Origin of the sequence: Halomonas sp. HL-93 (assembly GCF_900086985.1) — a bacterium.
In the GTDB taxonomy this organism is placed as follows: domain Bacteria; phylum Pseudomonadota; class Gammaproteobacteria; order Pseudomonadales; family Halomonadaceae; genus Vreelandella.
In genome coordinates this window covers 4,094,232-4,107,252 of sequence record NZ_LT593974.1, presented here as the reverse complement: position 1 = coordinate 4,107,252, position 13,021 = coordinate 4,094,232, and the positions used below count along the sequence as shown (strand labels likewise).

Below are 13,021 nucleotides of genomic sequence, written 5' to 3'. Positions count from 1 at the left end.
TGCGCCAACCTGACTGACCATCAGGGCCTGTTGAGCTCAACAGGCCCTACCCCAACCCTCTATTAACCCACATCTGTTTTACCACTAACACTGCCCCCCTCTGCATTTGCAGGGGTTACTTCCCGGACGACTCTTTCTAGTATGGGGTGCGAGAACGCCTCAACCGCGGGCAACCCATGGCCACTTAGGCCAGACCTACCCTCGCTAGGAGACCCCATGACCATTCCCAAGAACAATGCCAAGCGCTATTCCAAGAGCTATCCCAAGAACTATCCCAAGAACTATGCTATCTGTCTTGCGGCGATCGTTTCCCTCACCTCAACGGCCTGTTTGGCCGCTTCTCTACCAGAAAACGGGGAGCAAGCAGTCGGGGAGCAGTGGGGCACCGAGACAATGATTAATGCCCGGGCCAATATGTTTAACCCTGACCTCAATTTTCTTACGTTTCAACACTTAGACAAGATGTTTGCCACCCGCCAAGTGGCCGCGTCATCAACCCCATGGCCCCTTGAGACAGACTTCATTGAGATTAATGACAACTTCTCGTTCGAAGGCAACGACGTGCCTTTGGAGGAGTATCTGGAGAACACCAGAACCAACGCGCTGTTGGTTATCAAGGATGGCAAAATCGTTTATGAGCAGTACCGCAATGGCTTCAGTGATGACAGCCAGCACGCGGTATTCTCTGCCTCAAAGTCAATTCTCGCGACCTTGGTAGGCGTCGCTGTGGAAGAAGGCAAAATCGAAAGCCTTGATGACAAGGTCACCAAATACCTACCTGAGTTGGAAGGCACTGGTTACAACGATGTTCGCGTCATCGACGTGCTGCGGATGCGTTCTGGGGTTGCCTGGGAAGAAGTCTATGAGTTCGGCGGAGACACCCAACTAACGGAAGTGCACGACAACGCGCTTGTGGCTGGCAACTACCGCTGGTGCGATTACGCCATTGCCTCTTCCGAACCGGAGTATGAACCCGGCGAACGTTTCAATTACGCCACCCTGGATACCAGCGTGCTGGGCTGTGTGCTGGCGAGCGTTTTAGATACCACGGTCGCTGAGTACATGTCTGAAAAGATCTGGCAGCCCGCGGGTATGGAAGCAGATGGCTTCTGGATCATGGATGGTGGCGATGAGTTCTATGGCGCTGGTTTTAACGCCACCCTGCGCGACCTTGGCCGCTTTGGCCTGATGATGCTCAATAGGGGCGAAGCCAACGGCACCCAAGTCGTTCCTGCCCACTGGGTAACAGAGGCCACGGTGTCCGACCCTGGCTATGAGCATATTGCGGAAGGCGCCGACCTCGGCTACCAATATCAGTGGTGGACCTTCCCGGATAGCGATGCGTATACCGCCATGGGTATCTACAACCAATACATCTATATCGACCCGGACAACCAAACCGTGGTGGTTAAGCTGAGCCACACGCCAGATGCCAACGGCTGGGACGATGACAACTTCGCCTTCTTCGACAAGCTTTCTGAGCTTGTTTCTGAGTAAAAATCAGTTAAAACGACGCTTACCGGGCCTTGGCATACCCAGCCAAGGCCGCGGCCACTTTTCACTCGCCAGGCTGACGCAGCGCTGAAAGCAGTGCTACTTTGTTGCTCACACCTAGCTGGACATAAGCGCTACGCAGATACGTTCTTGCTGTTGCCGGGGTGATCCCCAGCATTCGAGCGACCTGTTTATGCGAGTGGCCTTGAGCATAGAGCCTAGCGGCACTGAGTTCACGCGGGGAAAGTGCACTTGAACGCTGCTGAGAACATAGCGTCAGGGCCACGAGGTCGCCGCAGTGGTGCACATTTATGCCTTTGTGTTCATTAGACATTAGCGTGTTCGGTGCCGTGCTTAACTGATCAGCAATAAGGCGTGGCAGGCTAGAGCCTTGCCAGCCAGCATATTTTCGTTCGAGCGCTACGCGAACCTCTTTACCTATATAGAGGAGCTCGCCCTTTCTGTTGGAAAGGGCATAGCTATCCCAACCATTGGGCAGAGCATCAAAACGAATTTTGGCTAGGTACTGCTTCCAGTAATACGCCAGATGGTTAAGAAACTCCTCCATCAGCACTGCATCAAGCCTATCGAATTCACTGCTTGTCTTGCGGCGATATATCGACACAAAAAACAGCATACCGCTGCAGGGAAACTCTAGCGTTACGGCCATACTATGTAAGATGTCATGCCGCTGACAAAAAGCTTCAACCTCGGCGCAATCAGCGTCAGATAAATCGTCATGGCCTCCCCGCACGGCCTTGCCCAGGTAGGAGATTGAAGCCTTGGCGAACCGATCCACCCCGGAAATACCATGCCACTCTTGGGCAAAAGATGAACTCAGCCCCAAGCTGCCATCCATCATGACACTGGGTGCAAAGATAGATGATGAGGTATCCGAGGGTAGATAAAGTTGCCCCCACCAGGCGGCATCAAAGCCCACAATATTAGCGAAGCCTTGTACGGCTTCACATAGCCACCTTTCAGGCATCGAGCATCTGGGCAGCTCCGTCAGCTCCATTAACCCACGGCTGAAACGCTGCAATAGATCGGCATCGCCATGGCGTGTGGATGCCTTATTATTATTGATCTCCATCGTTTCACCTACTGACAGCCACAAGCCTTTGTCGGTAATGGCTTGATGAGCCGCGACGGCTCATCAAGCACCAGCGTCAGCCTCTCTACTCACTTGTGATCGCATAAACTCCTTTTATCGCCACCGCCCAAACGATGCTTAGACAAAGCGGATGACGCAAGCTGACTAGAGCAGAAACAGAGTGCTCAAAATAGGAAAGGCGATTAATAGCGCTAGTCGTATTAAGTCAGAGACCACAAAAGGCGCCACCCCTTTAAATATCTCCCCTAGCCCGACATGCGGCGCCATCGCTTTAATCACGAACACATTCATCCCCACCGGTGGCGTCATCAGCCCCAACTCCACGGTCAAAACGGTGATGATGCCGAACCACACCGGATCAATGCCCATGGTTTGGATGATGGGGTAGACCACCGGCACGGTGATCACCAGCATGGCGATGGAATCCATGAACATACCCAGCACAAAGTAGAGCGCCAGGATGCACAGCACCACCACAATCGGGGTTAAGTCCATGCCGGCCAAGAGATCGGCAATCGAGAACGAAATACGCGATACCGAGATAAAGTAGCCGAGCGTTTCCGCCCCCACCAGCATGAAGAACACCACCGCGGAGAGCGCCAGCGTTTCTTGCAGGCTATGCCATAGCCCACTAAAACGCATGCCTTTCACGAAGGCGTATATCAGGGTAGCAAAGGCACCCACGCTCGCCCCTTCGGTGGGCGTAAACGCGCCAAAGTAGATCCCCAAAATCATGATCAGGAAAACGCCGAAAAACGGCAGCAAGCCTGTTAGCGAGGCAAACTTCTCCTTCCAAGAGGTGGGTTCACCCGCGACGGCAAACGATGGTCGCAAGCGCATCATCACGCTCACCGTGAGGGCATACATCACCAGCCCCATCAAACCGGGGATCAACCCTGCCATGAACATGTCACCCACCGACTGCTCAGTGAGAATGGCATAGATCAGCAGCGCAATGCTCGGCGGGATCATGATACCCAGCGTACCGCCTGCCGCCAGTGCGCCGGTGGCCAGGCCGCGATTATAGCCATAGCGCTCCATTTCCGGCAGCGCAACGCGTGTCATCGTACTGGCCGTGGCCAGTGAAGAACCTGAAATAGCGGAGAAAATGCCGCAAGAACCGACCGCCGCGATGGCCAGGCCACCCTTCCAGCCGCCGCAAATGGTGCGCGTGGAATCAAACAGCTTGCCTGCCATGCCTGAATGCGCCGCCAGCACGCCCATTAAAATAAACATGGGAACCGCGCTGAAACTGTAACTTGATAGCACTTCCACCGGGACGGTTTTAAGCTGCGAAATTGCCGCCCCCCAGCTAATCACTTGGGCAAACCCCACCACGCCGATAATCAACATGGTGAGGGCCACAGGTACCCGCAGCACCATGAGGACGAGCAGCATGCCAAGCCCAACGGCACCGATCATTTCACTCCCCATGGGACACCTCCGCCTCGACACCAAACAACGCGCAGAGCAGCGCATGCAAAAAGCTACGGATACCCAAAAGGAGACTCAACACGGCAGCTATGTAATAAATTGGCCCCATGGGTAGCCGAAGATCCTGAGTCACCTCGCCATGACGAGCTGCTGCTGTGGCAGAATCGACCAGGCCAATAAAAATCACCAGCCCCAGCGCGGCAAAGCCAAGCAGGTAGACACCGTGCAGCCGGGTTTTCAGCTTGTCGGGGAGCCCGTGGGAAAAGGCCTCGACGATGACCTGGCTTTTCTCAACGTTGGCGGCCATCGCCGCGAGCAGCGAGAAAAGCATCAAATAGCTGACCAACTCCACACTGCCGCTAATCCTTAGTGAAACGACCCCTTCGGTCAGGCGCGCCAAATAACGGGTAGACACATCGGCAATCGTGACGCCCAAGAGCCCAACAAGCGCAACGCCCGCCACGATGCGACAGAACAGGGCCAGCCAATAGCTGGCCCTCAGTAAGGTTGACTGCATTATGGATTACTCCTGTTGTGCAGCGCAGGAATCGCGGGCCTCTAGGGCAGCTTCGTAAACTTCTTCGCCCGGTAAGTCACGCTCTTCCAATTCAGCAAGATAGTTGTCAATGCCGTCCTGCAACGGTTTCTGCCAGTCGGCATCTTCCAACGGATTCTTGATTTCACGGATGGTATGGCCCGCGTCTTCGGCTTCCTGCTTGCCTTCCACGTCCAGGCGGTCGAACACTTCACCGGCGTTTTTGGCCCACTTCATGCCCGAATTGTTATCCAGCACTTCCTGTTGCTCGGGACTCAGGCTGTCGTAGGTGCGCTCACTCATGGTGGCCACAAAAATCAGCGTGTAAAACGGCACTTCGGTGTGGTACTCGACCAGTTCGTTAACGCGGAAGCCTTTTAGCCCTTCCCAGGGAAAGCTCAGCCCATCGATAACGCCACGCTGCATAGAGGTGTAGATATCCGGTGCCGGCATGCCCACGGGCTCGGCACCCATGTTTTCGAGAATTTCACCCGCCACGGCAGTGGGGCGGCGAATGCGCAGGCCATCAAGGTCACCAGGCGTTTGCACGTCAGTGTCGATGGTGTGGATACCACCCGGCCCGGTAGTGAACATAAACAGCGGGCGGGTATCCTCATACTCGCTATCCAGATGACCATCGTCGTAGAGCGTTTGCAGGACACAGGCACCCTGGGTTGCCGTTGTCGCAACACCCGGCAACTCAACAATTTGCGATAGCGGGAAACGACCGGCGGTATAGCCTTGGGCCGTGGCACCAATATCTGCGATGCCGTTAGCCGCCGCCTCGTAGATCGCATCTGGCTTGGCTAGCGTACCGGAGGGGAACATTTCAACGGTCAACTCGCCATCGGACTCTTCTTCGATAGTGTCGGCCCACACCTCAAAAATATCTTCGTTGACGCCCGAAGAACCCGGCCAGAAATGCGCCATGCGCAGGGTCGTTTCGGCCTGCGCCGAAGCGATAGTGAAACCCGCCACGGCAGCAGCGAGGATAGAGCGGGTAAAGAGGATTTTCATCAGGAGCTCCTGGACTTTTGTTGGATTCTTATAAGTTCGCATAGCGAATATTAGTTCGCCTATAATCACTACGTTAGTCCACAATGCGCAGTAGAGCTAATCGACATTCGTCTATGATGGCGGTTTATGCCGCCTGTATTTAACAGATGCAGCACAACACTTTCAGTGTTAGGTAGATAAGGGCCAATAGATAAGTCACATTGCCAATATAAAATTGGACTTTTCGAATATAAAATCACGGCTATGGTCGAGCCATCGAATAACACAGCGATTAAACATAAACGGTGCATCAACAAAAAGCCGCTTTCGCAAATAATACGAAAGCGGCTTACCAACAAATCAAGTCAAGGGCTACTTTGTCTGCTCGGTATACTTATCAACCAATCGGGTCGCCTCATCATAGAGCTGTTGGCCTTCAATGCCGCGGCTATTCATGTCGTCAATCCACTGAGCCGTGGCCTTCTCGGCTGCCGCTTGCCAGGGGGCCAGTGAGTCTTGATCGATATAGAACATCTCCCCTTCACCGCTTGCTTCAATCGCTTCGATCGCGTCCTCTTCCGCTTGATCCATGACCTGACCGATACGCTGCGCTTCCTCGAGCCCGGCATTGTCGTCAATCACCTGTTGCTGTTCTGGCGAGAGTGCATCATAGCTAGCCTGGTTTAAGCCCAGTACCATCATCGCTGTATACAACCCATGCTCACCTTCGAAAAAGGTGTGGTTCTGGGCGACATCCAGCACACCCAGTGCCGCTGCGCTCTCAAAGGGCAGCGTCAGGCCATCGATCACTCCACGGGAAATCGCCTCTGGAATTTGTGGCATCGGCATACCTACCGCCTTGGCACCGAGAAGACCCAGGTAGCGGTTCATGGTTTTAGAGGGGGCGCGAATCGCTAGCCCATCAAGGTCATCGGCGCTCTCTACTGACACATCCCGGGTATGGACTTTGCCTGGCGTATGCGCAAAAACGGCGATGGGATAGACACCCTCGAAGGCGTCTTGCATATGCGTTGTCGCAAACTCATGGGCGGCCATGCTGGTGGCTTCCCCCGTTGTGGGCAGGAAGGGTTGATCGAATGCCTCGGACTCCGGGAAGCGATTCGGTGTATAGCTGAGCAGTGTCCAGCTGATATCCACCACCCCGTCTTTGGCTTGATCGTAGAGCGATGGCGCTGAGCCCCCCAACTGCATGGCTGGGAAAATTTCCACCTTGATAGCCCCTTCGGACTGCTCTTCGATCCGCTTGGCCCAGGGTTCCAGATACTCGGTCTGCACGGGCGTGGCCGGGGCAGCAAAATGGTGCAAGCGCAGGGTCACCGTGTCCTGGGCGTAGCCACTGGCGCTGAGGAGCATGCCAGTTAACAACGTGAGGCTGGCGAGTGTGGGTTTTATTGTCATTGTAATGAACTCCTTTATTTACTTCGCTTTCTTGCAAGATATAGTGCTTGCGCTTATCTAAATGGGGTAATGGCGCGGCCCAAGCTGCATGGTCATCCAGCGCAGGTCGGTGAATTCCTCAATCCCGGCTTTTCCGCCAAAGCGTCCATAGCCGCTCGATTTCACGCCGCCAAAGGGCATCTGGGGTTCGTCGTGCACAGTGGGGGCGTTGATGTGGCAAATACCCGACTCAATGCGCTGGGCAAACTGCATCGCCCGGGCGGTGTCGCGGCTGAATACAGCAGCCGAAAGGCCATATTCGCTATCGTTTGCCACGCGTAGGGCTTCCTCTTCATCCTTGACGCGCATCAGCGCGACTACCGGGCCAAACGACTCTTCGCCATACAGACGCATCGCCTTGGTAACCCCATCCACCACGGTAGGCTGCATAATGACGCCTTCGGCCTTGCCGCCGCAGGCCAGGCGAGCCCCATGCTGCTGGGCGTCGTCGATCAGGGCGTTGAGTTTCTCGCCCGCTTCGCGATTGATCAGCGTGCCCAGCGCATTGCCTTCGCCGCGGGGGTCGCCCGCGCGTAGCGTTTGCGCCTTGCGGGCCAGTTTTGCGACGAAGGCGTCGGCGACCGCGTCCACCACGATCAGTCGCTCGGTGGACATGCAGATCTGGCCCTGGTTGAAGAAGGCGCCAAAGGCGGCAGCCTCTACGGCGGCGTCCAGGTCGGCATCGTCAAGCACCACGAACGGCGCCTTGCCGCCCAGTTCCAGCAAGACCGGCTTAAGATGACGCGCGGCTTTTTCGGCAATGATGCGCCCCACCTGGGTAGAGCCGGTGAAGTTGATACGCCGTACGGCTTGATGCTCGATCAGCGCCTCGACGACCTCGGCGGCCTGCGGGGGCGCATTGGTCACCACGTTAACGATGCCATCGCCCAGGCCAGCCTCGATCAGCACCTCCCCGATCAGATGATGCGTCGCGGGGCACTGTTCCGAGGCCTTGAGAATCACCGTGTTACCACACGCCAGCGGTGTGGCAATGGCACGGGTGCCTAGAATAATCGGCGCGTTCCAGGGCGCAATGCCCACCACCACGCCGCAGGGCACGCGCACGCCCATCGCCAGGTTATCGGGCACGTTGGAAGGGATGACCTCGCCATTCACTTGCGTAGTCAGCGACGCCGCCTCACGCAGAATGCTGGCGGCGACCATGACGTTAAAGCCCGCCCAGCCTGGCGTCGCGCCGGTTTCATCTACCATGCGTTCGATAAAGTCAGCTTGCCGCGCCTCCATAACCTCTGCCGCTTTGAGCAGCTTGGCGCGCTTTTCGCCGGGGCCCGTTCTTGACCAGGCCGGGAAGGCGCTCGCGGCGGCGTCTGCGGCCCGAGCTGCATCGGCGACAGAGGCCGCCGCCGCCTGGGTGACAACGTCGCCAGTCAGCGGATTGGCCCGCGTAAAGTTGGCGTCTTGCTCAGCGGCACACCGCTCACCGCCGATTAACAGTTCAAGATCCATGGCAACCTCTCGTTTACATCATTGTCGATTGTTGTTGTCCGGTGTTTACCGGTGATAGCTCTCCAGCCCAGGCTTGATGCTCTTTTCATCGAGGAACTGCTTCAGCCCTTGCTCACGCCCCTGCTCGGGATCGAGTTGCTGCGCCTGATCGAGCTTGGCGTAGAGGTACTCTTCGTTCTGCTCCCAGGTCAGTTCGCGGCACATTTTGAAGCCGATCTTGGCGGCACGCAGCACAACGGGGTTCTTGTCACGCAGCGTTGCGGCTAACTCGCGGGTGGCTTCGCGTAGCTCGGTCAGCGGTACACTTTTATTCACCAGCCCCATTTTGGCTGCCTGGGGGCCGGTAAATGTTTCCCCGGTCATGATGTAGTAGAGCGCTTCCCGGTGGCCCACGGTATCGGCCATGGCTTTGCTCACCAGGTTGCCGGGGGGAATACCCCAGTTGATCTCGGAGAGGCCAAATACCGACTCATCGGCGGCAATCGCCAAATCGCAGGCCACCAGCGGCGAGAAAGCCCCGCCAAAGCACCAGCCATTGACCATGGCGATGGTGGGCTTGGCGTAGTGACGCAGTAGCTTCCATTGCCAGGTAGAGGCGTCGCGACGCACTTTGACCTGGACGATCTCGGGGCTGGCGTCGATCTCGCGGAAGTACTCTTTAAGGTCCATACCGGCGGAAAAGGATTCGCCCTCGCCGGTCAATACCAGCACGTGGGCCTCTTGATCCAGTTCGATGGTTTCGAGCACATCGATCATTTCACGATTGAGGGTCGGGCTCATGGCGTTGCGCTTTTCAGGGCGGTTCAACGTCACCCAGGCAATGCCCTCTTCGACGTTCACCTTCACGGTTTGCCAGCGATCCTGGTAGTTACTCATCTCTTGCTCCTTGGGGTTTATCAAACGGCTTATTCAAACGTTAACGGTCAAGCGCCTACTCAGTGGTGAACTTTTCGATTAACTCTCGGGCATCGTTATATAGCGCTTCGCCATCAAGTCCTTTCTCTTCGGCATCGGCGATCCACTCGTCAGCGATTTCCTGCCCCACGGCTTGCCAACGGGCAGTTTCATCTCTATCCAGTTGGGTAATCGTGCCGGGCTGTTCGCCATTTTGAATGGCCTGGATTTGCACCTGGTCGGCATCATCCATGATCTGACCTATTTTGCGGGCCTCTTGGATGCCGGAGTGAGCGTCGATAACCGACTGCAGGTCGGCGGGCAGCTCATCGTATTTGCGCTGGTTCATCGCGACGATCATCATCGTGGTATAGAGCGCATTGTCTCCACTGAAGACCGTATGTTCGGTCGTAATATCGGCCAACCCCATAGCGGTAATCGCTTCAAAGGGAATCACCGTGCCATCCAGGACGCCTTTGGACAGGGCTTCCAGCGCCTGGGCGACCGGCATACCAATAGGTTCCGCGCCCAGTTTGGCAAGATAGCGGTTCACCAACCGGCTGGGGCCACGCATCTTGAGCCCCTTTATATCGTCGAGTGATTCAATGCGCGTCTCTTTGGTGTGCAGCGCGCCAGGGCTATGGGTATGGACAGCGATGGGGTATACGCCCTCTAACTCATCCTCCATGTGCGTCATCGCATATTCATGAGCGGCTTGGCTTGTCGCAGCACCTGTGGTCGGTATAAAAGGTAAATCGAAGACTTCAGCCTGGGGGAATCGTCCAGAGTTATAGCCCAGCACCGTCCAGATAATATCCACCTGGCCATCTTTCGCCTGGTCATAGAGCGAAGGTGGCTTACCACCCAGTTGCATCGAAGGGTAGAGTTCAACCTCCAGACGGCCGTTGGACTCTTCCTCTATGGCCTCTTTCCAGGGAATAAAGTACTCCTGGTGAACGGGCGCCGAAGACGGGAAGAAATGATGCAGCCGAAGTGTGTACTCAGCCTCCTGGGCGCTGGCCTGCCCAGCGCCCCAGGCAAGAGGTAAGGCGATGGCTAATGCGAGCAAACGCCGGTGTAGTTTTGAAGTAATCTGCTGGGTCATAAGAAGTACCTCGTTGTGCTTGTTATGTTTACTGTGGTCAATGGCTAAGCGACTGAGCACGCCGACTTAATTCACCGCGAATAAATCAATCAAAACGTTCTCCCGGGTACGCTCGGCAGCGCCTATAAAAATCGTGCGCGTTAGCCAGGCGTAACGGGGGCTGGAAGTGTAAAAGCGCGGCGTGGTATGAAAGTAATACTCCTCTGGAGCAACGATTTCTCCGCGCTGAAGGCGCTGCATGACAGCAGTCGAACCGTGCCGAAACCCGCTGTTTTCAACTTCGATGCGTTCGCCACTATCGGTTTCTAAAAAATAGCGGGCATGCAGTTCGGCCACGCCATCATTACGCAGGGTCTGCCAGTCTCCTCCGCCAGGCAATACCACGCCGTTCAACCGCTCACCACACACTTGGCCGCCGGTGATGGCAATGAAGCGACGCTTGCCTTGAGGGTTTTCACCCAGCTCAAGCGGGGCATCGACGTCAACCGTTAAGCGCGCGATAAAAGTAGGCGTCGGCATTCGTTGAGTCGCGTCTTGGGACATGTCCAACTCCCTTGGTCAATTGATTAAGTAGACGAAGCCAAGCGAGATGGCGGGGAAGAGCACCAGCAAAATAATGCGAATAAGGTCTGCCACTAAAAAAGGCAGGATGCCTTTAAAGGTCTCGATTAAGGGAATACGAGGGGCCATCGAGTGGATAATGAAAATGTTCAGCCCCACCGGCGGCGTGATCATGCCCACTTCAACGACCACCAGCGCTAAGATGCCGAACCATATCGCCACATCGGCGGCGGGCATGCCGAAGTCCATCCCCATGACGATGGGCAGAAAGATGGGCACGGTGAGCAGAATCATCGAAAGGCTGTCCATAAAGCAGCCAAGCACCAAATAGCAGAAAAGAATGCCCGCCAGAACTACCCAGGGACTAATCTCAAGCCCCACTATCCAACCGGCAGTCATTTGCGGAAGCTGGGTCAGGGCAAGGAAGCTATTGAAAACACTAGCACCGAGCACGATAAAGAAGATCATCGCCGAGGTCACCGCGGTTTCAAGAACGCAGTCCCGTAAGCCGTTCCAACGCAGTCCGCCTCGTGTTATCGCCAGGGCACCGGTGGAGACCGCCCCGACGGCGGCGGCTTCGGTAGGCGTAAAGATACCGGTATAGATGCCCCCAATCACCACGATAAAGATCGCCGCGCCAGGCCATACCTCCAACAGTGAGCGCCAACGCTCGCCGCGGGAGGCTTTCGCCTTACTCGGCGCACTGTCAGGAAAAAAGCGCACATAAAGCGAGATGGCCAACATATAGCTGAACACCGCTAACAAGCCCGGCACCAGGGCAGCGGCAAACATTTCGTTAATGTTCTGTTCGGCCAGGATGGCGTAGATAACCAACACCACAGAGGGGGGAATCAAAATACCCAGGGTGCCGCCTGCGGCCAAGGCGCCGGTCGCCAGGCTGCCGCGATACCCTTGACGCTCCATTTCGGGCAGCGCCACTTGGGTCATGGTGGCGGCGGTCGCCAGCGAAGAGCCACAAATGGCCCCAAACGCACCACAAGCGCCAATGGTGGACATCGCCAGTCCGCCGCGGCGGTGGCCCAGCCAGTCGTTGGCCGCCTGAAACATGGCCCGGGAGAGGCCAGCTCTCGCCGCAAACTGCCCCATAAGCAGGAAAAGTGGAATGATGGATAGCGTATGGCTGGAAAAGTGTTCGTAGGGAAGCGTCTTTAAGCCACTTAAAATGCCCGCTGGCCCAGTGACCAGTATCGTCCCAACGCCGCCAACCACCAGCATGGCCAAGCCGATTGGAATTCGCGTGGCCATCATGAATAGCAGAACCACAAAACCGCTAGCGCCCAAGGTGAGAGGTGTCATTACAGGTCTCCTTGCACAGAATTTTCTTGCGTGGGAGACGAATGGCTATGCGTTGAATTGGGATACTGCTGCTTATCGGTTAACGCATCCAAAGCACGATATAGGCAGACCAGCGTCAACAGTGCGAACCCCGCTACACCGCCGACATACCCCCACCAGAGCGGTATATCCAGCAGCATGCTGGTTTCCATATAGCGACGTTTATCCAGCAAGCCATGATAGAGGCGCCAGGTCATTAACCCTGCCACTACCAAAAAGAGCATTTCGGCAACAACGGCAAGCAGGCGCTGAACGACAGGCGGCGCGTTCATGACCAGTAGGTCTACCGTGACATGACCACTGCGAAAATGGCAGTAAGGCAAAAACAGAAAAACGGCGATGGCCGTCCCCATCTCCACCAGCTCGTAATCACCGGTGATGGGGCCCACCCATGCCAGCATCGTCATATCACTTAACACCGGCACACTGGCTACCCACCGGCCAAGAATGCTAACGACGGTGATAATAGCGAGTGCTACGATCAACAATCCGCCGCTTATCGCGGCAACCCTACAGGTTATCTCAAGACTACGGCGCATCAATGCAGTGCCGATGGTCGGTACTGTCGCTAAGCTGCTCATCGTTTCGTCTCTTGTTTTTGGAATTC

12 protein-coding genes are annotated in these 13,021 nt (G+C 56.0%); 1 reads left to right on the top strand and 11 read right to left on the bottom strand.

Annotated features, from left to right (window positions below; genetic code table 11):
* Positions 1-216: 216 nt before the first annotated feature.
* Positions 217-1,497, top strand: coding sequence for a serine hydrolase domain-containing protein (locus GA0071314_RS19115; RefSeq protein WP_074398298.1), 1,281 nt, complete (start codon positions 217-219; stop codon positions 1,495-1,497).
* A 61-nt stretch (positions 1,498-1,558) separates the two neighbouring features.
* On the opposite strand, the gene GA0071314_RS19110 is transcribed toward GA0071314_RS19115, so the two are convergent.
* The 11 genes from GA0071314_RS19110 to GA0071314_RS19060 all read right to left on the bottom strand — a co-directional run bounded on the left by GA0071314_RS19110 (position 1,559) and on the right by GA0071314_RS19060 (position 12,995).
* Positions 1,559-2,587, bottom strand: coding sequence for a helix-turn-helix domain-containing protein (locus tag GA0071314_RS19110; RefSeq protein WP_074398296.1), 1,029 nt, complete (start codon positions 2,585-2,587; stop codon positions 1,559-1,561).
* Positions 2,588-2,752: 165 nt separating this feature from the next.
* Positions 2,753-4,042 carry a TRAP transporter large permease gene (locus tag GA0071314_RS19105; protein ID WP_074398294.1) on the bottom strand — a complete coding sequence of 430 codons (1,290 nt, stop codon included), beginning with the start codon at positions 4,040-4,042 and terminating at the stop codon, positions 2,753-2,755.
* Positions 4,032-4,559, bottom strand: coding sequence for a TRAP transporter small permease (locus GA0071314_RS19100; RefSeq protein WP_074398293.1), 528 nt, complete (start codon positions 4,557-4,559; stop codon positions 4,032-4,034). The genes GA0071314_RS19105 and GA0071314_RS19100 overlap by 11 nt, the downstream gene beginning before the upstream one ends.
* Positions 4,560-4,565: 6 nt before the next feature.
* A complete protein-coding gene (locus GA0071314_RS19095) occupies positions 4,566-5,594 on the bottom strand; it encodes a TRAP transporter substrate-binding protein (protein WP_074398291.1) in 1,029 nt (342 codons plus the stop codon).
* Between the two features lie 351 nt (positions 5,595-5,945).
* Positions 5,946-6,992: a TRAP transporter substrate-binding protein gene (locus tag GA0071314_RS19090; RefSeq protein ID WP_074398289.1), complete on the bottom strand. Its 1,047-nt coding sequence runs from the start codon at positions 6,990-6,992 to the stop codon at positions 5,946-5,948.
* Between the two features lie 57 nt (positions 6,993-7,049).
* The gene (locus GA0071314_RS19085; RefSeq protein ID WP_074398287.1) at positions 7,050-8,498 is read right to left on the bottom strand and encodes an aldehyde dehydrogenase; all 1,449 of its coding nucleotides are present in this window, start codon (positions 8,496-8,498) and stop codon (positions 7,050-7,052) included.
* A gap of 45 nt (positions 8,499-8,543) precedes the next feature.
* The gene (locus GA0071314_RS19080) at positions 8,544-9,374 is read right to left on the bottom strand and encodes a p-hydroxycinnamoyl CoA hydratase/lyase (protein ID WP_074398286.1); all 831 of its coding nucleotides are present in this window, start codon (positions 9,372-9,374) and stop codon (positions 8,544-8,546) included.
* Between the two features lie 55 nt (positions 9,375-9,429).
* Entirely contained in the window at positions 9,430-10,497 is a 1,068-nt protein-coding gene (locus tag GA0071314_RS19075; protein WP_074398284.1) for a TRAP transporter substrate-binding protein, read from the bottom strand.
* A 66-nt stretch (positions 10,498-10,563) separates the two neighbouring features.
* A complete protein-coding gene (locus GA0071314_RS19070; protein ID WP_074398282.1) occupies positions 10,564-11,040 on the bottom strand; it encodes a DUF3237 domain-containing protein in 477 nt (158 codons plus the stop codon).
* Positions 11,041-11,055: 15 nt separating this feature from the next.
* On the bottom strand, positions 11,056-12,375 hold the full coding sequence (locus GA0071314_RS19065; protein ID WP_074398280.1) for a TRAP transporter large permease: 1,320 nt from the start codon (positions 12,373-12,375) through the stop codon (positions 11,056-11,058).
* Positions 12,375-12,995 (bottom strand): TRAP transporter small permease, encoded by a 621-nt coding sequence (locus GA0071314_RS19060; protein ID WP_082934303.1) that lies wholly within the window; start codon positions 12,993-12,995, stop codon positions 12,375-12,377. The genes GA0071314_RS19065 and GA0071314_RS19060 overlap by 1 nt, the downstream gene beginning before the upstream one ends.
* Between the last annotated feature and the right edge of the window lie 26 nt (positions 12,996-13,021).

Coding starts and splice junctions, on each gene's coding strand:
- GA0071314_RS19115 (WP_074398298.1), top strand. CDS start 217: ATGACCATTCCCAAGAACAATGCCAAGCGCTATTCCAAGAGCTATCCC.
- GA0071314_RS19110 (WP_074398296.1), bottom strand. CDS start 2,587: ATGGAGATCAATAATAATAAGGCATCCACACGCCATGGCGATGCCGAT.
- GA0071314_RS19105 (WP_074398294.1), bottom strand. CDS start 4,042: ATGGGGAGTGAAATGATCGGTGCCGTTGGGCTTGGCATGCTGCTCGTC.
- GA0071314_RS19100 (WP_074398293.1), bottom strand. CDS start 4,559: ATGCAGTCAACCTTACTGAGGGCCAGCTATTGGCTGGCCCTGTTCTGT.
- GA0071314_RS19095 (WP_074398291.1), bottom strand. CDS start 5,594: ATGAAAATCCTCTTTACCCGCTCTATCCTCGCTGCTGCCGTGGCGGGT.
- GA0071314_RS19090 (WP_074398289.1), bottom strand. CDS start 6,992: ATGACAATAAAACCCACACTCGCCAGCCTCACGTTGTTAACTGGCATG.
- GA0071314_RS19085 (WP_074398287.1), bottom strand. CDS start 8,498: ATGGATCTTGAACTGTTAATCGGCGGTGAGCGGTGTGCCGCTGAGCAA.
- GA0071314_RS19080 (WP_074398286.1), bottom strand. CDS start 9,374: ATGAGTAACTACCAGGATCGCTGGCAAACCGTGAAGGTGAACGTCGAA.
- GA0071314_RS19075 (WP_074398284.1), bottom strand. CDS start 10,497: ATGACCCAGCAGATTACTTCAAAACTACACCGGCGTTTGCTCGCATTA.
- GA0071314_RS19070 (WP_074398282.1), bottom strand. CDS start 11,040: ATGTCCCAAGACGCGACTCAACGAATGCCGACGCCTACTTTTATCGCG.
- GA0071314_RS19065 (WP_074398280.1), bottom strand. CDS start 12,375: ATGACACCTCTCACCTTGGGCGCTAGCGGTTTTGTGGTTCTGCTATTC.
- GA0071314_RS19060 (WP_082934303.1), bottom strand. CDS start 12,995: ATGAGCAGCTTAGCGACAGTACCGACCATCGGCACTGCATTGATGCGC.